This is a genomic window from Streptomyces sp. H39-C1, assembly GCF_027158125.1.
In the GTDB taxonomy this organism is placed as follows: domain Bacteria; phylum Actinomycetota; class Actinomycetes; order Streptomycetales; family Streptomycetaceae; genus Actinacidiphila; species Actinacidiphila fildesensis.
The window spans coordinates 45,239-65,101 of sequence record NZ_JAPVLS010000056.1 but is presented as its reverse complement, the minus strand read 5'-3'; the positions used below and the strand labels follow the sequence as shown (position 1 = coordinate 65,101).

At 66.1% G+C, this 19,863-nt stretch carries 11 protein-coding genes and 1 pseudogene; 5 read left to right on the top strand and 7 right to left on the bottom strand.

What is annotated here, in order from left to right; genetic code table 11:
- Window positions 1-109 precede the first annotated feature (109 nt).
- Window positions 110-1,141: an integrase gene (locus O3W51_RS30970; protein WP_203218429.1), complete on the bottom strand. Its 1,032-nt coding sequence runs from the start codon at window positions 1,139-1,141 to the stop codon at window positions 110-112.
- 105 nt (window positions 1,142-1,246) lie between these two features.
- The gene (locus O3W51_RS30965; protein WP_138357945.1) at window positions 1,247-1,492 is read right to left on the bottom strand and encodes an endonuclease NucS; all 246 of its coding nucleotides are present in this window, start codon (window positions 1,490-1,492) and stop codon (window positions 1,247-1,249) included.
- A gap of 419 nt (window positions 1,493-1,911) precedes the next feature.
- Here O3W51_RS30965 and O3W51_RS48970 point away from each other — a divergent pair, with 419 nt between their 5' ends.
- Both O3W51_RS48970 and O3W51_RS30960 read left to right on the top strand, forming a co-directional pair.
- Window positions 1,912-2,238 (top strand): helix-turn-helix domain-containing protein, encoded by a 327-nt coding sequence (locus tag O3W51_RS48970; RefSeq protein ID WP_138357944.1) that lies wholly within the window; start codon window positions 1,912-1,914, stop codon window positions 2,236-2,238.
- A 55-nt stretch (window positions 2,239-2,293) separates the two neighbouring features.
- Window positions 2,294-2,944: an IS630 family transposase gene (locus O3W51_RS30960; protein WP_443048356.1), complete on the top strand. Its 651-nt coding sequence runs from the start codon at window positions 2,294-2,296 to the stop codon at window positions 2,942-2,944.
- Here O3W51_RS30960 and O3W51_RS30955 read toward each other — a convergent pair.
- The 3 genes from O3W51_RS30955 to O3W51_RS30945 all read right to left on the bottom strand — a co-directional run bounded on the left by O3W51_RS30955 (window position 2,936) and on the right by O3W51_RS30945 (window position 12,279).
- Window positions 2,936-3,772 carry a tetratricopeptide repeat protein gene (locus O3W51_RS30955; protein ID WP_187144780.1) on the bottom strand — a complete coding sequence of 279 codons (837 nt, stop codon included), beginning with the start codon at window positions 3,770-3,772 and terminating at the stop codon, window positions 2,936-2,938. The genes O3W51_RS30960 and O3W51_RS30955 overlap by 9 nt on opposite strands.
- 287 nt (window positions 3,773-4,059) lie before the next feature.
- The gene (locus tag O3W51_RS30950; RefSeq protein WP_138357939.1) at window positions 4,060-4,533 is read right to left on the bottom strand and encodes a hypothetical protein; all 474 of its coding nucleotides are present in this window, start codon (window positions 4,531-4,533) and stop codon (window positions 4,060-4,062) included.
- Window positions 4,534-4,578: 45 nt separating this feature from the next.
- Window positions 4,579-12,279 carry a polymorphic toxin-type HINT domain-containing protein gene (locus tag O3W51_RS30945; protein WP_269287816.1) on the bottom strand — a complete coding sequence of 2,567 codons (7,701 nt, stop codon included), beginning with the start codon at window positions 12,277-12,279 and terminating at the stop codon, window positions 4,579-4,581.
- 535 nt (window positions 12,280-12,814) lie between these two features.
- Here O3W51_RS30945 and O3W51_RS30940 point away from each other — a divergent pair.
- On the top strand, window positions 12,815-16,954 hold the full coding sequence (locus O3W51_RS30940; RefSeq protein ID WP_187144781.1) for a LamG domain-containing protein: 4,140 nt from the start codon (window positions 12,815-12,817) through the stop codon (window positions 16,952-16,954).
- 547 nt (window positions 16,955-17,501) lie between these two features.
- Here O3W51_RS30940 and O3W51_RS48965 read toward each other — a convergent pair.
- Window positions 17,502-17,612 (bottom strand): annotated as a pseudogene (locus O3W51_RS48965) (HipA family kinase); the annotation flags it as partial.
- 273 nt (window positions 17,613-17,885) lie between these two features.
- Here O3W51_RS48965 and O3W51_RS30935 point away from each other — a divergent pair.
- On the top strand, window positions 17,886-18,377 hold the full coding sequence (locus tag O3W51_RS30935; protein ID WP_138359617.1) for a Rieske (2Fe-2S) protein: 492 nt from the start codon (window positions 17,886-17,888) through the stop codon (window positions 18,375-18,377).
- Between the two features lie 64 nt (window positions 18,378-18,441).
- Here the strand turns inward: O3W51_RS30935 and O3W51_RS30930 are convergent, their stop codons facing one another.
- Window positions 18,442-19,095: a cysteine hydrolase gene (locus O3W51_RS30930; protein WP_198358748.1), complete on the bottom strand. Its 654-nt coding sequence runs from the start codon at window positions 19,093-19,095 to the stop codon at window positions 18,442-18,444.
- A 213-nt stretch (window positions 19,096-19,308) separates the two neighbouring features.
- On the opposite strand from O3W51_RS30930, the gene O3W51_RS30925 reads away from it, so the two are divergent.
- Window positions 19,309-19,773: a pyridoxamine 5'-phosphate oxidase family protein gene (locus O3W51_RS30925; protein ID WP_138359613.1), complete on the top strand. Its 465-nt coding sequence runs from the start codon at window positions 19,309-19,311 to the stop codon at window positions 19,771-19,773.
- Window positions 19,774-19,863: the final 90 nt, after the last annotated feature.

Below are 19,863 nucleotides of genomic sequence, written 5' to 3'. Positions count from 1 at the left end.
AGAAGAAAGTCAGGATCACGAGCACTGACAGTAGAAACACCACACGACCCAGGGCAACTCACAAACCCCAAGGCCACATGCCTACTTGGAGCCAATCGCCACACGGGAACTAAGCAGAGACAATGTGCCGGAAGGCATGGGGTTTCACGACGCCGAGCCCGGCGCGCTTCCCGGCCCGGCCGAGCATCCGGCGGGCCCCGACCGGCGCCCATGGCTGCCCCGAGTTCTTGCCGTGGAGCTGGACCAGGAGCATGCCGTGCCCGGCGGTGCCGCGCGGGTACTCGCCGCCGGTGAGGTACTCGAAGTAGGTGTGCACCATCGCCGGGCTGACCCGCTTGATCAGCCCGCCGGTCACCGTGCCGCCCTCGATGCGCCAGGGGAGCTTGGTCTTCGCCTCGGCCCGGTTCGGGTTGCCGGGCCGGTGGCAGACGTGGACGTGCGGGGCGCGGCACTCCCCGCAGGCCGCGTTCTCCCGTAGGTGCAAGTCCACCAGGTGCAGCCCGCAGAGCTCACCGATCCGCAGGCCGCCATCGGCCAGCCAGGTCACCACCAGCCTGTCGCGGGCGGCGTTCACCACCGCCAGGAGCTTGTCCCGCGCCCCGTCGGGGAGCATCTTCGGGTGCCGACGGCGCGGCCGCGCCGTCGCGAGCGGGTTGGTGGGCAGGGAGGTCTTCACATGCCCCAGGAACGCGCGGCGCCGGTCCGCCCGCGTGGGCAGCCGCGAGACGTCGAGCTTCTTGCCGAGCTCGCCATTCACGCCCAGGGACGACTGATGCAGGTAGAAGCCCTTCAGACAGGCCGCCGCGGTCGACAGCGCGGAGCGTCCGTAGGGGCGCTTGCCGATCCGCCACGGCTCGCCGAGCGGCATGCGGACCTCCGCACCGACGATACCCATGTAGCGCTCAAGGTCTCGCAGCACGACCTTCTCGAAGGCCAGGCACTCGCGCTCCAGCCACCGCAGATGGTCCACCAGGTAGTACGCGTAGGTCCTCTGCGTTCCCGACCCGTCGTGCACGCGCAGGAACCGGTCCGCCTCCGCATGAAGACGGCCCTCCGGCCACACGATCGTCCACGACCGCCGCCCGTCCTTCCGGTCGATCCGCTGAACCCTCAGGTCCCCGACCACCACTCGCCGTGCCACTCGTCCTCCGTACCGACTCCGGAACATGAGGGGCGCTCCGGACACGGTCGGTAAACGAGCCCGCGACGCCCAAGTCACAGGCCCAGAAGGACATCACGGGCAGCACTACCCGCGGTCGGTAAATTCCACGATGACCGGCGACCCGTTCTCATCCAAGCCGAGCGAGTCAATCCGGCCCCCGTGCACCGGCCCCGTGGCGTACTCGCTCGCCAGGAACCGGACGCCCAGCAGCGTCTCTATGTGCGCCTCGACCAGACCCTGCACATCGGCCTCGACCTCAGCAAGGTGCGGCATGACCTCGGTCATGCCGCCATTTGTCGTATCCGCGCGAAACAGTTTCAGGCCCGACACCTTCCTCCTCGGCTCGGAGATCAACGCCGAGTCGGGGCAGGATTGTTTCCGCAAGGGGCCTCGGGAATGTGAAGGTGGCGTGAGAGGCTACCTACGGTCGCCGCGAGGAGCCCGACGTCCCACGGCTCCCAGGGATATCGAAATCCCACATACGTCCCACAAGATCGCGGGACGAGCGCTCAGAGGACTGCGTTTCGGCAGGTCAGACCCCACTGCTCGATGGATAGGGCGAGTGCCTTCTAAGCACCTGCACCATCCCAAGTCAGCAGCCCGCCCTTTTTGGGCGGACTATGACAAGACGCTGTCTCACCCCCCAATTGCCATGCAAGTGGAATTCGGGATTGGGAGGGGTATCGGCTAGCCCGATCCTCCGCACATATTGATCTGAAACGCTTTGGGTTCGGGCTCGTTGACGGTGTGTGAGTGATCTGGTGGGGGATGCGCGGACCTGGTCGCCGGATGCACAGGAGGCTGTGCGGTTGCTGGCGGTGTCCGCGCTGGTGGAGGGCCGGGATCGGGGAGAAGTTGCAGCCCTGTTCAAGGTGTCGGCCAGGGCCGTGGACAACTGGTGGGCGAAGTGGCAGGGCAGCGGGCGGGACGCACTGCTGTCCCGCCCCCGAGGCCGTCGTGTGGGTGAGCACCAGGCCCTGTCCGAGGCCGAGCAGGCCGCCGTTCGGCAGGCCGTCCTCGATCACACTCGTCCGGCCTGGGGCTTTGCGGTTAGTTGTGGACGCGGGGGCAGATAGGCAGGCTGATCTTCAAGCTGTGCGGGGTCCGCTTCACCGAGCCCGGGGTGGGTCGGTGGGGGTGACCTTCCAGCGGGCGGTCGAGCAGGATCCGGAAACGGTCCGGACCTGGCGCGAGGAGACCCGGCCGACGATCCGGGCCAGGGCGAAGGCGGAGAACGGCGAGATCCTGTTCGCTGATCAGGTCGGGATCCGCTCGGACCAGGTCACCGGCCGCACCTGGGGCGCCAAGGGGCGGACTCCCGTCGTCCGCCGCACCGGGAACCGGTTCTCCGTCAAAGCGATGTCCGCGATCAGCACCCGTGGCCGGATGCCCTTCATGGTCTTCACCGAGTCCTTCGACGCGAAGGTCATGTGCCGCTTCCTCACCCGGGTCGTCGGACACTTCGACCCCAAGGTCCATCTGGTCGTCAACCGGCACTCGGCCCACCGCTCGAAGGCCATCCGCGCCTGGCTCGCCGACCCCAAGGACGGGATCGAGCTGCACTTCCTGCCTTTGTACTCACGCAAACTGAACCCGGACGAGCTGGTCAACGCCGACCTCAAACGCAGCCTGCCCCACACCCACCAGGCCCGGAACCAGGCCGAACTCGCCGCCGAAGCCCGCAGGTTCTTCCGCCACCGGCAACGCCAGCCCCACATCACCGGCTACTTCGAAGCCGCGCACGTCCGCTTATACCACGGCTCCGAGATTAGATTAGGATGATCCCAATAGCGTCTCGGCCTCCGAATTACGGCCGGACAAGCGCCCAGCCTCCACTATCTGTTCCGGGGTCATTGATGGCACCAATTTGATGGCTTCATGGATTCCGTCACCGCTTCCCCGGTCGAGCATGGCCAGATACCACCTGACCGCCTGCACCAGATCGGGCTCACAGCCAATTCCGTCACGATATCTACCGGCCGCGGCAAACATGGCCGGAGCATGCCCTGACCTGGCGGCCCGCACATACCAGTCAAGAGACTCGTCTTCGCGACCTTTCTTAGCCAACTGGTCACCCAAAACCGCGCACGCCTCCGGAATTCCCAAATCGGCAGCCAGCTGCAACCAACGAGAGAATTCCCGGAAATTCCGCGCAACGCCGACGCCATGATAGTAATTAACCGAAAGGTTAAACGCGGAATATCCATCACCAGCATCCGCCGCTTGCCGAAATAGGACATTCGCGCGTGCAGCGTCCCGATCCAGTCCGATGCCTTTGGTTAACATGAAGCCCAATTCGCGCATTCCCTCCAAAACACCCGCATCAGAGGCTTCGCCGAACAGGCACGCAGCACGGCCCAGGTCATTTCGTTGGTCCAGCAGGACAGCAGCCAGTAGCGCCTTCGCATCCGCGCTTCCCTGACCGACAGCCAGTTCCAATGCTGGAACAAGAGATGCAATCTTCACTCCAACATTCATCGCTCCGCGGCGCTTCGCATGAAAGTACCAATTTCCGGCGCCAATCAAATCGCCTCGATCACAAGCATCCTCGGCGCGCTTAACCAGTTCCTCCACAGAAATCCCCACAGGAAAAAGACGCCAATTCAACATGCCCTCAATCATGCACGCCTCTAATTCGAATGATCTCGACAGGAGTACCTGTCCACTGCCGTTGCCGTGTAAATGCTAAGAGGGCTCACCAGATCTTGATCTGATGAGCCCTCTTAGCATTTACACGGCAACGGCACGAGCCACAACCGGAAGCTTACGAATTCCGTCAGGTCAACGCTCGAATACGTGGCCTACCAAGCGAAGACGCCATGAAGGAACTTTCAACTGCGTCAACTCCTTCTGGACCACTCGCCGGCCGATGCAAGGTCGCCGATGAGATGACCGACTCACTGCTCAAGGTCAATTGAACCTTGACGGGATGCTAGCACCGAAGTGAAATAGCGACCATCCTCGTCATTTTCATCATCTGGTACAACGTTACGCGAAAGTACAATCCCAAGCTGGGGCGCCACCATCTTGAATCCATATTCGTCAACGCTAATGTCATCAATGCGCGAAAGGAAGTTAATTACCTCATCGGCCGGAGTCGATAGGAGGTCAAGACCCCGAAAGCGCACGACGAAACTTTCGCCCGATCCTGATCCCGATACTTGGATTGATTCGACAGATCCTTGGCGGTCCAGTCGAGCTTTGACGATCATATGAAACGTATAGCTCGCAAATCCCCGAGGGCGCGCCTGGAATGCATCTGGCTCCCGGTATCCATCGATAGCCCGAAACGCACTATGCAGTTCTGACTCCGTCAGTCCGAGCGCAAACGGGCCGATTCCTTCAGCGGGTGTGACTTCCAGTTCGAGCACAGAGCAAACCTTTCATTTGGAGCCATCAACCGGAGAACTTCGGGATCAGAACAAAGCCATTTGGAAGCTGATGGAAGATGGAACGATCCTCAGATTCTGATATTGCGCATTTCCCGACAAGGAATCCAGAAGTTGATTGATCGCGCTATCGTACTTTCCGGGAAAGCGCGTAACTACGTCGTTGATATCATTCTGCAATGCCTCATCAATTCTCCCTTGCGAAACGAGATGTCGCTGCATCATTTGCCACGCCGTGGACTCTCGAAATGAATCAGTGCTCCAAAGCTGAGTATGGTCAGCCTCTTCCATACGGATCGACGGACCGGAGTAGGCCGTCATTCCCTGACCCTTAAAGGAAGACTGAGGAGGCATGTGATTGACCTCATTTCCGGTCCCCGAAGGCTTAACGCGCCCGTATTTACCTCCGTCCGGACGGGTTCTTGGGCATGCATTGTGCACGAGGACCGGCGTGGTACCTGCGAGTACATAGTACGTGTGGAGTTCGGCGACGGTGAGGTTGTAGCGGTCGGCTTCTCCTGGGGTGGTGCGGACCGCAGTAACGCGGACTTCGTGCGCTGTGTTTGTGGTCAGGGTGTGACCGGGGATTAGCTTGCCGGCGGGGACCCAGGTGTGTGTGGTGGCATCCCAGATCGGGTGTTCGGAGGTGGTGTGGAGGGTGGAGATGACGCCGTCGGGGCCGAGGATGTCGACGTCGACGAGGTCCTTGTCGTGATTGACGATGGTGGCGGTGACGGTGTGGGGGCCGTCGAGCTTGCCACTGGCTGGGTCGGCTGCTTCAACCTGGTCGCCGGACTTGATATCGGCGATGGGCTTGGTGTTGCCGTCGCTCATGAGGACGGGTGTGTCCGGGGCGAAGCTGCATCCACCAGTCGATTTGGTTCCTCCGGCGCCCTTGCTGGGTGCGGCGGGTTCAGCGGCCTTGGCGGCGGGTGCGGAAGTGGTGGGGTCGTGGGTGGCTGTGCTGGTGTCACTGCCGGCGGCGGGGGGTGCCTCGTCACGGACAGGTCCGTCACCAGTGTTTCGTGGCCGGGCTCCTCCCCCTCCTGGTGCGTCGTGGGCGGCTCCGCTACTCCCTCGGGGTTCGTCGCGGGCGGCTTCGCTGGAGGGGCTTTCCCCAGCGCCGGGGCCGCAGTCGCCCATCAGGGCACCGCATGTCGTGACCACGGCGGTGGCTCCGGCCTCCAGGCAGACGGGGCTGGCGATCCCGGCGGTCTCACCGACGCAGACCGCGACAGCCGACACGACAACGACTGTGACTATGACCACGACTACGACCGGGGCGGCCTTTTCGATGAGCCTTCCGGCACAGTTCCAGAAGCCACTGCACCCGTCGTCGTCCCCACCGTCGTCTCCACCCGAATCGGCGGGCGGGTCGGGAGTCGTGTATCCAGGGTCGTCGCCGTATCCGCCGCCGGCCGCTCCCCATTCCTCTCTCAGGCCGCTGGGATCGCTGCCATTGACCGGGTCGTTGCCGGAGTAGGTGTAGCCGCCCATTTGGTTGGGGTCGCCGGCTTCGAAGACGGGGTCCACGGTGAGGAAGCGGCCCAGGACGGGGTCGTAGTTGCGGGCGCCGAGGAGGTTGAGGCCGGTGGTGGTGTCGGCTGGCTGCCCGAGATAGCCGTGGTTGTCAGCCCAAGCCGCGGGAGCGGTACCGCGGGGTGCGCCGTAGGGGTCGTAGGCGCGGCGAGTGACAGCCAGTGAGGCGGCGTTGATCTGGAGTTGGGCGGTGTGTTGCGGGTTGGTGGGCTGGTAGGTGACGGTGCCAGTGGAGGACCGAACGATGCAGGTGCCGTCGGGGTTGGTGTAGTAACGCTGGCCCGTGACGGTCTTCTTGGCATTGTCGAGCGTGAGTTGCTCGGCCCCGCCGAAGAGGTAGAGGACATTGCTGGCGGTGCTCTTCTGGATGAGCAGGCCGCCATCGGCGTCATAGATGTAGCCGGCATCGCCTGTGCCGCCGGCCTTGGCGGTGACGGTGTCGGTACGGCCCTCGGCGTTGTACTTGAGGGTCTGAGTGGTTGTCGCGGCTGTGCCGACCTTGGTGTCACGGCTGGTGGTGTTGCCGGCCGCGTCGTAGTGCGGGGTCAGCGTGGTGGTTCCGCCCGGCCCGGCGGTGGTGATGGTGGCGGCGGTGTTCGGCTGTGCTGCAGTGGTGGTGCCGTTACCGGGGTACGCGCTGCTCTGGGTGATGTTCTTCAGCGCGTTGCCGGCAGGGTCGTGGTTGACCTGTTGGGTGCGGTCGCCGAGCAGGTTGTAGGTGAACGACTGCCAGTACGGGGCGGGGCCGCCGACGGTGGCCGCGCTCGGTGTCGCGGTGGTGCACTGGCCGAGCTGACCCAGGACCGTGGGGGTGGTGGTGCCTTTGGTGTCGGTCCAGGCTTCGGCGAGGCGGCCCTGGCCGTTGTAGCTGAAGCACTGGGTGTCGGTGCCGGTGATCGTGGTGCCGTTGGACTGCGTGTCGGAGACAGCGTTGAGCTGGCCGGCCTGGTTGTAGCCGTAGGTGCTGGAGTCGATCGGGCCGAAGGTGTTGGGCTGCAGGCTGACGGTGTTGGTCGCCAGGCGCCCGGTGGCCGCGTCGTAGGTCTGGGCGGTGCGTATCTGCTTGCCGTAGTCGCCGTAGGTGGACCGTTGAATCTGTCCCAGCGGGCTGTAGAGGGCGGTGTCGAGGTAGGCGGTGTCCGGTGAGCCGGTCTCGAGCAGCAGGCCCTGCAGGTCGTAGCCGTACCCGACGGTCTCTGCCGGGAGCCCTCCATGAGCACCGTAGGTGGTCGAGGCCAGCAGGCCGACGGTGGGTGTGTAGGCGGCGCTGGCGGTGTAGGTGTTGGCGAGGTTGCCTTCAGCAGGCGGGATCACCGTAGTGATGCTGGTGGGCTGGTAGGTGGGGGTGTACCCGTTGATCTGTTTGACGTAGGCGCTGCCGCTGGCGCTTCTCCCGCCGACGTAACGGGTGGAGGCGACGGGCTGTCCCTTGACGACGGTGTTGTCGGGAAGGGTGTCGTAGGTCCAACCCGCCAGCTGCTTGGCGGGGTCGTGGGTGCCCGTGGCGGCCTCGTTGAATTCACCGGTCTTGCGGCCCAGCGCGTCGTAGGCGAGCGACAGGATCTGGCCACGGGCGTCCGTGGTCTGGTTGAGACGGCCGAGCTGGTCGTAACCGTAGAAGCTGGTGCCGGCGTCCGGGTCGGTCTGGGAGACCTTCTGGCCCAGCAGGTTGTACTGATAGGTCCAGGTGTTGCCGACGGTGTCGGCGACCGAGGCGCTCTGCCCTGCAGGGGTGTAGGTGTAGCGGGTAGTGATGTCGGCGGCGAGGGCCTTGCCGGTCGTGCCGGTGCTCCAGAGGCTCTGGCCTCCGGTGTTGTACATTTGCAGACTGCCATCGTCGCGGACGTAGGCGTGCCCGCCGGTGCTCCCGGTCGTGCCGGACTTCGAGGACCAGAGCATTGTTCCGGTGATGCTGGTGACTACGAGGTTGCCGTCGGTTCTGACCGTAGCGCTCGCCCCGGCGTTGCCCGGAGTACCGGACGACCACAAGACAGTTCCGCTGTTTATCCCGGTCAGCACCAGGTTGCCGTCCGCCTGCATCGTCAATCGCACGCTGTTGGATGCCACGGAACTGCCGGACGCGATGACCGCATTCGGGGCCAACCGTTGATTGGGGGTGGTGTCCTTGACGCGGGTAGCGATCGTCTGGCCGAGCGCATTGGTGAACGCAGCCGTCGACTGGCCCCCGGTGGGCGGGGTCGTGTCCACCTCATCTGCGCCGGGATAGGCGGTGGTGGACTGCCACAGCAGTGTGGCCTTGGACCACAGTTGGCTGGCAGTCGGGCGGCCGAGCCCGTCGTAGACCGTCTTGGCCTCCGAGGGAACGGTGGTCTCCAGTTCCGACCACATGGTTGTGCTGGGGGCGTTGTTGGGGTCGGAGTATGCATTGATGGTGGCGAGTGGCCAGCCATGACTGTCGTAGGTGCTGGAGGTGATGAGCCGGCCGGCGGAATTGTTGGCGGTCGTCGACTGTTGCTGACGGGCCTGCAGCATTCCGTCGTACAGCGTGATCGCGGTGTTGTAGCTTTCGTCTTCGCGCAGTGTCTGGGTGGTCACCGTGGATGGGTCCGGATGGTCGCCGGCGCCGTGCACCGCGTAGGCGAACTTCTTGTCCGGGGCATTGGGATGAGCGGACTTGTCCCGGCCGGGCAGCCAGGATGCGGTCCGTCGGCCGAGCGCGTCAAAGGTGCTGTCGGTGACCCGTCCATTGACGTCGACGACTTCGGTGACCAGGCCGCGAGCCGGGTCAACGGTCCCGCTGGAGGTCCAGCCCCACGGGTTGGTGGTGGTCAGCTTCGTGGGCAGAACGCCGGTGGCCGGCGAGATCCCGGTGGTGACAGCCGTTCCCGAGGCATCCACCATCCGGGTAGTGCGCCCGTAGTCGTCGAACGTCGTCGCCTGCACCGTTTGATAAACCGGCTGGCCTGTGCCGTCGTAGGACTTCACGGTCTGGGTCGCGGTGGCATAGCCCAGGGAGTGGGTCTTACCGTCCGAAGCCCAGGTCTGGCCGAGCTGTCCCAGGGGGCCCAGGTTGCCGGTGGTGCCGTCTCCGTCGTAGAAAATCCGCCGGTCACTGATGGTGGTGGACGTACCCGGGGTGGTACCGCATGCCCCTGAGACGGTGAGGGTCTGGCTGGGGTAGGCGAGCATCATCGGATTCGCGGACGGGGCGGCGGCGTAACTGGTGGTGGTGCAGCGCTCTTGCTTGGGGTCGGCGATATCGCCCTTGTTGTCGACCTGGCTGACACGGGCGGAGGCGTCATAGGTGGTACTGGTCTTCGTGGTCCGCCAGGTGCCGTTGGCCAGCAGAGCCAGTGCGCGGGACGAGGCGGTCTGGGGACGGTGTGCGGCCAGGTCCGGAAGAGTCGACAAACTCGCAGGCGCGGGGTCTTCGGAGGTCCAAGCACTACGCGTGCGATGGGCCGTGCTGGTCATGCCTGGGGCGTCGTGGACCGACTTACTGATGATGCTCTGCCCGGATCCGGCGCCGCTATAGGTATCGGATTCCAGGACACTGCCGGCCAGCCAATTGCTGTCGGCAGTGCTCTCGCCGAGCGTGTTAGCGACGTCGACTGCGCGGGTACTGCCGTCCGCCCTGCGGTCGCCATCCATCCCCTGCAGGTAGGTGGTGACGGTCTTGGTGATCGGATCCGGGTCCGCCCCGGTCGTGACGGTGACGCTACGGAAGCCGCGGAAATCATTCCAGGTGCGGTATCGATCGTCGGTGAGATCCGAGTCGTCGCGGTGCCATGCCGCGCCGCTGTAGGCATAGTTGGTGACCTTCGCCGGTGATCCGGCCTTGGTCAGGTCGCTGGTGGTGACCTGCGTGACCAAGGACTTGTTGAACCAGTCGGCGATCGGGTCGGCCGCGCCGGGCGGGGACCAGTTGACCGGGTAGCAGGCCATGCTGTTGCTGTCGGCCGAAGCCGGCATGGTGTGGTTGACGCGCGAACACGCGGGCGGTTTGTAGGTGACGGCAATCGACTCACCGGTCTCGGTATGGACGCTGGAAATCCGCGGGTGGTACAGCGGAGGGGCGCCCGGGGTGAGACCGTCGACGCGGTTGTCGGTCTCGATACCTGTGAAGGTGATCGGGTCCAGCGCAACACTGCCGCTACCGCCGGCAGCGGTGTCCAGGCCGGTGTGCTGGATTGACTGCAGCCACATGATCGATTGCAGTTGGCCGGCGTTCTCGGGGTGCTCCTCGTTCCCGGTGACCGGGTCGATGACCCCGCCGGCGTCGGAGAACACGTGGCCGAGGCTGTAGGAGTCGACATCCTGGTAGCCGGATCCGGACTTCACCTGCGTGGTGATCGACTTGAGCCGGTAAGTGGACCAGAACGTCGGCGCGCCGACCCGGCACACCCCGTCGCCCTCACCCGACGTCTTGTCGGTGGAGGGACAGTTGAGGTCGTACGGGACATCCGGCCAATTGGTGGCCGTCGATGCCGACAAGTTCGAGTACTTGCAGACCGTATCGGAGGTGGTGCAGCGCTGCGCTGTGTCGAACGTGACCCGCGCGGCCGGATCACGACCAGCTTGGGCATCGGCGAGTTTGTAGCCGTAGGAGATCGTGGTGAGGTACCCCGCGCGTGTGTACGGGGTCATGGTGCCACCGGCGCCGGATGCAGCGACCTGCCCGACGCCCATGTTGTAGTAGTTGGTCTCGGTCGCGTAGTCGTAGCGCTGGACGTTGCCATGCGGGTCGACAGAGAAGTCGACATTGAAGCGGTAGCCGACCGGTTTGTCACATTGCGATGTGTTGCCCTTGGCCGAGTCGTAGCACGGGTCGCCGGACTTGGGGTGGTAGACCGGCACACTCCAGGCACTATTGGTGGCGCTGTCTGAAGTGATACCCGGCGCATGATTCAGGCCCAGGTAGTAGGCCGTGCCATCCGTCGTGGTGACCTTGAAGTACTCCCCGCTCCACAGCCCGTTGCTCGCGCCGGTCAGCCGCTCGACCTTGGTGCCGTCGTCGGACTGTGGGTGATAGCCGCCGCTGCTGTCGCGGACCAGTTCCCCTGTGTGTGAACCCAGCGACAAAGTGGCGTTGTATCCGCCCCAGCACTCATCGCCCGAGTCCTTGATCCCATCCGTCTTGCACGCCTTGTAGGAGCGCTCGATGAAGCCGGGCGAGTACGACCAGCCGTCCCCGATCCACGAGGACTGCGAGTTGCGGGCCGAGGTCTCCCCGTCGATGCTCTGGGAGTTGTACGACAACGCCACCGACGGGGCGCTGCCGCCCAGCGCTGGCGGCACAGCGATCGGATAGTTGTAGGTGAACGCACCGGTGGCGGACTGCGACCAGGTACCGGAGGACGACAGCGAGGTCGCCGCATAGTTTCCCTGCGAACCTCCCGATCCGGATACGGCAGCAACAGCCACACTCAACGGTGCGACCGCAGCGCCCGCAGTAGCGCTCCGGGTTGTCGTCGCAGCAGGCACTACGACGCTGGACGACAGCTTGCGGCCTGTGGTGTCGTTGGTCGTGGGCAGCGGCGTCTGGACACGACAGGCCGGGACCTTCGGCGTGCTCAGAGCGCAGCCGGGCATGGATACGAGGTGGAGGCGGGAAGCCCACCCGCCCCCGTATGCCTGGGCGATGGTGCTGTAGTTCAAGGAGACCGACACGTTGCCGGCGGCGTTCTTGCCGTCCGCGCGGGTCAGGCCCACCAGCAGTCCGTCGACGTTGGCGGACTGCGCCTGGGTGCGATCGGCGGTCCGGACCGTGACTGCGGCGGGGGCGATCTGCGGCGTGGTGGCGCCTTGCGTACTGCGGGCGGTGGGGGAAGTTGCGGGGGCCGGTCCGACCCAGACCGGGGAGAAGCCCGCGCGCACCGGCGTCAGTACCGGGGCCGCGCCGATGGTGGGCGACGGCACGGCCTTGGAGCTGTTCGGTCCGCTCGCGGGTGTCGTCAGCATCGTCGGGTGGGTCAGGGCAACCGTCGAGGTGCTCGCAGTCGGCCAGACTGCGGCCGCCGGCTTGTGGGCCCGCAGTTCCCGAGCACCTTTGGGTGGGGCTGACTGTCTGGCTTTGCCCGGGGTGGTCACCGGGTGGCCGTCGACGACGGGTTGGGCGGGCAGTTGGCCGTCGGCCCACATCTTGCCGGTGTAGTGGTAGCCGCCGATCACGTCCGCCTGTGCCAGCGGGACGATCAGTGCCATCGCGGCGAGCGTGGATGTGGCCACGATCCCGCCACGCAGCCGTGCCCGTGTCCGGACATCAGTGAACAAGCGCACGTTGGAACGCACTTCGCAGACCCCCCAGCCCACCCCGACAGCCCGCAATGGACTGCCCACTCGCGAGGCAGATGTGCCCCAACGATCCGTCGGAACCGTATTGCCACGTCTGTGCGAACCGCAATAGCCTTCCTCGGCATCCTCAAGAGCCACACCAGTCACGACAGACCCGTAAAAGGGCAGTTACCGGGACACAAGAGGGTGCTGGGGGTTTCAAAAAATGCGTCACCAACGCGGCAGTTCCGGCGTGAGCCCATCACGCCCTATTCGCGATTTGGTCAATTCTTTGCCCTGGAAAGGGGAAATCGTGGGGGGTTCCATCCGCGCGCGCCGAAGTAGGCGCCGCAACCCGATCCGACTGGTGGCAGTGTCCGCGGTCAGTGGTCTCGTCCTGTCACTGGCAGGTCCGGCCCTGGCCGACGATGTACCGCCATCCGTCCCAGCCGACAGCTCCACCGCTCCGCCACTGACACCCGGCGGTCCCATGCAGACGGCTTTGCTGCAGGCCAAGGCCACCGGCAAGCCGGTCGTCGTGGACTCACTGACCACGCAAACCGAGCAGACCATCGCCAACCCCGATGGCACCCTGGAAAGCGCCACCAACCTGCAGGCCGTCCGGGTGAAGAAGAACAACACCTGGGCCGCAGTGGACGCGACGCTGGGCAGGAACAGCGACGGCACCTACTCCCCCGCCGCCACCCCGGCAGGCGTGGCGCTGTCCGGGGGAGGTAACGGGCCGCTGGCCACCCTCACCGACGCCGCCGGACACCGCCTGGCCCTGTCCTTCCCCACCGCCCTGCCCACACCCACCGTCACCGGTGACACCGCCCGGTACGCGAATGTGCTGCCCGGGGTGGACCTGGAAGCGTCCGTCAGCGACCAGGGTGCGTTCAGCGAGGTGCTGATCGTCCACAACGCGACCGCCGCCGCGAACCCGGCGCTGAAATCCCTGCGCCTGGCGACCGCCACCCAGGGGCTGAACCTGGCCGCCGACGCCCATGGCCGCCTGTCCGCCACCACCGCTGACGGCGCTGTGGCCTACTCCAGCCCCACACCCACGATGTGGGACTCCTCGACCACCACAGCCGCGCCGACCGGCACCCAGTCAACCAAATCCGCACGCGCCACCACCGCGGCACAGGGCGACCCCGCGCAGCCTTCAACCACCGACGGCCCCGGCACGGGCGCCCAGGTCCAGCCGGTCGCGCTGACCGCTACCCCGGGCGCGGTCACCCTCACCCCGGACGCGGGACTGCTCACCGGGACCACCACCACATACCCGGTGTTCATCGACCCCATCGTCAACCCAGCTACCGGCACCACCAACCACTACGCCGAGGCACAGGAGGGCTGCCCGGACTCACCGCAGTGGGACACCCCGCAGAAGTACGGCGGCGAAGGCATCGGCTACCAGCACTTCTCCTCGACCTGCTACGGGCTGGAGCGCTCGTTCTTCGAGCTCAACACCAGCAACCTGCACACGAACATGACCATCGTCAAGTCCACCCTCTCCCTGGCCGAAGTAGACGGCGCCGACGCGGGCTGCTCCAACACCTGGCCCGTCTTCCTCTACCCGACAGCCGACATCAACAGCACCACCAACTTCCCGGGCAACCTGGACTGGAATTTCCAGCCCAGCGTCGGCGCGGTCATCGGGTCACAAAGCGTCGCCAGTGCCAGCGTCAATGCCGGCTGTGGCACCAGATACGTCAACTTCGACGTCACCGCCGGTATCAAGGGCAATGCCCATATCGACAAGGACACCTGGGCGTTCTCCCTTCGTGGGAATGAGTCCAAGTACGCCACGAACTACGGGTTCATGCGTTTCAGCAGCAACCCGTCCATCAAAACGGTCTTCGACCTTCCCCCAGACGCGCCGAGCGGAATGAAGACCGATCCCCCCAGCCTGAACCCCGCAAGCGCCGCGTGCGGCGGCGTCGCTGACGGCTGGATCGGCAAGACCACCCTGGCCGGCACCAACAGCAACATCACCCTCAGCGCCACTCTCACCACCACCATGCCCGGGGAGAACCTGCAGGCCCAGTACTCCATGTGGGACAACATGCTCCCTCAACCCAACGGCAACGCCACCGTCCTCAACCCCGCGCTCACCGCCGGCGTCGCCTCCGGCACCGAAGTCCACCACAATCTCGGCTTCGCCGCCCAGGACGGCCACCAGTACGGCTGGGGCGTCCGCGCCTGGGATGGAATCCAGTACGGCCCTTGGACCACCAGCTGCCACTTCAAGGCCGACCTCACCCCACCGACGCAAGCCGCATTCACCGACTCCACCGACTTCCCGCCCCTGGGCAGCAGCACCGCACCGACCAAGCACGCCGGTGATCCCGGACTCACCATCCACGTCACCAGCACTGATCCACCCCCCGCTGACCCCTGCGCGCCTCTGGCCTGCGTCCGCAGCGGCATTCGCAAGTTCGAATACTCCATGGACAAGCCGATCGGGCCCACCGGTATGGACGCTGCCCACACCATCAACGTGCCCACGGATGCCACCGGCCTCGCCCAAGCCGACATCCCGATCAGCGTCAACGCGGAACAGTGGGGCACTCACACCCTGTACGTCCAGGCCGTCGACGGCGCCGACAACGCCGACCCCGCCGCCTACAGCTTCTATGCCCCCTGGAACCCCGCAACTCCCGTCGCGCCGGGAGACCTCACCGCTAACGGCATTCCCGATCTCCTGACGCCCTCCACCGACGGCAACCTCCTGCTCATCCCCGGCAACACCGACGCCGCCGCCACGCCCGAGATCGCCTCCACTCCCAGCAGGAGCCCCGACCACATCGGGTGGAACAACTACCTCATCACCCACCGTGGTGCCATCGTCAACGCGGGTGTGGACGACCTGTTCGTCTACAACAAAACATCAAAGAAGCTGTACATCTACCGCAACGACTCCGAGAGCACTACCGATGGCATCGCCGGCCACTTCACCGCGACTGAGGGCATCACGCCCATCACCGGCAAGCCGATCTGCAATCCCAATTCCGTCTGCACGGAGTACAAGAGCTCCTGGGACTACGTCAGCCAGATCATCGCCCCCGGCGGCTCCGGCTCGGGCTCCGGTCCTACCGACCTCATCACCGTTGAGGACGGCAAGCTCTGGTACTACCGCGGTAACCGCCAGGCAGATCTGCACCTGGATCCCGGAGTCCTCCTCAGCAGCGACGACTGGTCGAACACCACTCTCATCGCCCCCGGAACCATCGGTGGCACACGCACCTTGTGGGCCCGGGACAACATCACCGGCACCCTGCACACCTACCCGCTGACGTTCAACCCCACCGGCCTGCCCAACTCGCTCCTGTCCGCGCCCGCCCACCACCCGCTGGTGTCCGCGATCACGGTCCCCGGCGGAGGCACCGTGTGCGCCGACGTCGCCCAGGGATCCACAGCGAACAACACGAAAATCCAGGTCGCCGCCTGCAACGGCTCGGACGCCCAGCAGATGACCCTCGGCACCGACAACACCATCCGGGTCTTGGGCAAATGCCTGGATGCCTCCAACGCCGGGACCACCTCCGGCAGCCTCATCCAGCTCTACACCTGCAACGGCACCGGCGCCCAACAGTGGAAGCCCGGCCTCGGCGGGTCCCTGGTCAACCCGCAGTCCAACCTCTGCCTCGCCGACCCGGGCAGCAGCACCACCGCCGGCACCCAGCTCATCCTCTACGGCTGCCACCCCGGATACGTCGACCAGAACTGGACCGGCAGTTCCAACGGCACCCTGCCCGCCCAGGCACCCATCCTGCCCATCGGCCTGGACGACATCACCTACCCCACCATCGCCTCACCCGGTGACACCAACAACATCGTCCCTGGCGCCTCTGGCGGCCCGGACGGCAACCCCGACCTCTACGTAACGAATACCACCGGCCAGATCCTCGAATTCCCCGGAGTCACCGCCACCGCAGGCATCGCGCAATTCGCCGCACCCATCACGGTGGGCTACCTCCTCCAGCCCACCGACTGGTGGAAACTCAACAACACCGACAACAGCGTGCGGCCCGCCAACAGCCTCACCGCCAACAGCGGAGCCACCTTCACCACCGACCCCGCCCGCGGCACCGTCCTCCACCTCAACGGCACCACCGGCGACGCCACCACCACCGCCCCGGTCCTGGACACCAGCGCCGGCTACACCGTCTCGGCGTGGGTCAACATGACCAAGGCGGACACCTACAACACCGCCGTCGGACAGGCCAGCAGCACCGGCACCGGCGTCGACGCCTTCTACCTCCAGTACTCCAAGGCATACAACGCCTGGGCCTTCATCTCACCCGCCAGCGACAGCACCACCCCCGGCACCTATCCCGGCGCCATCGCCTCCACCCCACCCGCCCTCAACACCTGGACCCACCTCGTCGGCGTCTACAACGCCACCACCCACACCATGAACCTCTACATCAACGGAACCCTCGCCGGAACCGGAACCAACACCACCGCCTGGAACGCCACCGGCCCCCTCCACATCGGCAGCGCCGGCACCAGCAACTACTTCCCCGGCAACATCAGCAACGTCCAAACCTTCAACACCGCACTCACCCCCGCCGCCGTAGCCGCCCTCAACCACGACCAACCCACCCCCACCCAACTCAGCTAACCCACCACCAACACCACCAAGGGGCGGCCGGAACACCGGCCGCCCCTGAGCGCTTGAGAAAGCTCCTGTAGATGGCGATTGAAGGTGATTCACCGACAATTCGCGCAAAACGTAAAGCGGTAAGAGTGGCTACCACCCTGGGATCTCCCTGGGACTGTTCTGGGACTTCCAGCCGCATCAACGGGCATGACCGTGAAACAGCCGAAAGACCATCTGCGCTGGCCAGCGCCCCGCAGCCGCCCATCAAGGCAGGTCACGGACCCACCTGGTCCCTTCCGCGACATCTGACTGGGCGAATGCGGACACCTCCTCTGAGCGCTTACGCAAAGCGAACCGGCACGACCCACACCTGCACCGCCAGACGGGACAGGCGATGCTCCTACGGCAGTACCTCTTGGGGAGAATTTGGGGAGTGCGAGCGCCTCTGGGGAGCGCGTGGGGAGTATCAACTGCACAACCGGGCACGAGTCTGAAAGATCCAGAAAGACGGATCCGCCCAGGCCAGAGCCCCGTTCAGCGACATCACTCCAGGTCAAAGCCGTCAGCTGGACAACTTCACGACGTACGTGCCGAGGTCGTCGGCCTCGACCACCCCCGGCACCGAGCCGCCCTCGCGCAAGGGCGTCACGTAACGGATCCCTGTTACCTCTGTGAGCATCGCACCAGGCTACTTGCGCGGCGCCGGGCAACGGCGACGCGGAGCGGGGGCGAGAGCGAGGAGGGGGTGGGGACGGGAACGGCGGTGGGGAACGGTGGTGGGGAGCGGTGGCGGGGCCGGTGATCGAGCAGGCGCTGGGCCATCCGCCGGAATTCTTCGGGCGGCTTTGAACGCGCCGGAGGATCTCTGCGTATGACCGGGCGGGCACGGCATCACGCCCACCGGGCGACCGCTCCCGCGCCACCCGGCTCCTCTACCGACAGGAAGTGCCACATGACCGACACCTCCGGTATTCCCGCGGCTCCGACCCGCCGCACGATGGTCGCCGCAGCGGGCGGCGTGGGTCTCATGGCCGCTCTGACCGCGTGCGGCGGATCGGATACGAAGGCCAGTGACACCCCGGCCACCACCCCGGCCCAGCCTTCGGCCCCGGCCGACTCCTCGGCACCGGCCGCCACCACCCCGGGCGGGGACGGCGGCGACGCGCTGGCCAAGACCGCGGACATCCCGGTGGGCGGCGGAAAGATCTTCGCGGACCAGAAGGTCGTCGTCACCCAGCCGACCGCCGGAAACTTCAAGGCGTTCTCCGCGGTCTGCACGCACCAGGGCTGTGCGGTCAGCGACGTCGCGGACGGCACCATCAACTGCCCCTGCCACGGCAGCAAGTTCAACATCGCGGACGGCAGCGTCGCCAACGGTCCGGCGACCAAGCCGCTGGCCGCCGCCAAGGTCACCGTCGCGGGTGGCTCGTTGCAGCTGGGCTGACTCGTCGCAGCTGGGCTGGCGAGCGCCATCGGGGCCGCGTCGGAGTAGCCGGGGCCGTTGGCGGCTACGGCTTTCCGGCGCGCTGCCCCTGGCGCTTCCAGCAGGCCAGGATGTCGTCCGTCGTGCTGACCGTGGAGACGAGCGCGAGGGTGTGCCGGACGACGGCCTCGGTGTACTCGCGGGGCACCCCCGCGATGCCGTCGGCGGGAACCACCACCTGGTACCCCAGGTTGACGGCGTCGAAGACGGCATTGGGGATCGCGATGTTCGCGGAGACCCCGGTGACGATCAGCGTGCGGCAGCCCAGGTTGCGCAGCAGGGCGTCCACATCGGTCCCGGCGATCGGTGACAGCCCGTGCAGCCGCCGTACGACCAGGTCGCCGTCGGCGAGCGGGATCCCTTCGGCGAGCCGCACGGCGGGCGTGCCCGTCAGCGGCTGCACGGGCAGCCGCCCGGCGGCACGGAACAGCCGCGCGTTGTGGTTGGCGCCGAGCCCGTCCGGGCGGCGTTCGGCGATGGCGTGCAGGACGGCGGCGCCCACCTCGTGGGCGCCGCCGACCAGCCGTGCCACGTTGCCCAGTGCCCCTGAGTCCCGCGCCTCGGCGGCGAGCTCCGGCAGCGCGCTGTCCGGCCCGACGACGCCGCGCTGGCACTCCACGGTCAGTACGGCGGTGACCGCCGGGTCCAGCAGCTCCACCAGCCGGTCGCTCGGCGCCATGACTGCCCCCTCGTACGACGGACCTCAACGGACCGCAACGGGCCACAAGGGACCCGCAACGGATGACGACGGAGCGACCGTAGCTGACGAACCGTCAACCAGGAAGGGATGCGGCGCGCGAGGGAGCACCCGCCGGCCACCAGCACTGGACGGCCGCGCCGCCGTCCTCCATTATTTCTGACACACAGTCAGATAAATGGAGGTGCTCGACTCATGGCCGTCATTCAGCGGCGGGGCCGCAGAATCATGATGACCCCGCACGAGGTCGACGCCTTCCTCGCGGAGCAGCGCACCTGTCGCGTGGCGACCGTCTCCAAGGACGGCCGTCCGCACGTCGGCGCCCTGTGGTTCGCCTGGGACGGCGAATCGCTGTGGCTCTACTCCATCGTCCGCAGCCAGCGCTGGACCGACCTGCTGCGCGATCCGCGCGTCTCGGTCGTGATCGACGACGGCGTGGAGTACGGGGAACTGCGCGGTATCGAGCTCTCCGGAACCGTCGAGTTCATCGGCGAGGCGCCCCGTACCGGCGAGCCCGTCCCCGAGCTGGACGCCCCCGAGCGGCTGTTCTCGGCCAAGAACTTCGGGCTCGACACCATGCCGCACGACGGCCGCCACGCCTGGCTCCGGCTCACCCCGGAACGGATGGCCTCCTGGGACTTCAGCAAGATTCCGCAGTAGGCAGCCGGGCGGGTCCGGGGCGGCGGCGCGGGCGGGTTTGGGCGGCGGCGCGGGCGGGTTGGGGCAGCGGCGCGGGCGGGTTTGGGCGGC

Excerpts from the sequence above, each read along its gene's own strand:
- O3W51_RS30955 (WP_187144780.1), bottom strand. The coding sequence starts at position 3,772 with ATGTTGAATTGGCGTCTTTTTCCTGTGGGGATTTCTGTGGAGGAACTG.
- O3W51_RS30940 (WP_187144781.1), top strand. The coding sequence starts at position 12,815 with ATGCAGACGGCTTTGCTGCAGGCCAAGGCCACCGGCAAGCCGGTCGTC.
- O3W51_RS30935 (WP_138359617.1), top strand. The coding sequence starts at position 17,886 with ATGACCGACACCTCCGGTATTCCCGCGGCTCCGACCCGCCGCACGATG.
- O3W51_RS30930 (WP_198358748.1), bottom strand. The coding sequence starts at position 19,095 with ATGGCGCCGAGCGACCGGCTGGTGGAGCTGCTGGACCCGGCGGTCACC.
- O3W51_RS30925 (WP_138359613.1), top strand. The coding sequence starts at position 19,309 with ATGGCCGTCATTCAGCGGCGGGGCCGCAGAATCATGATGACCCCGCAC.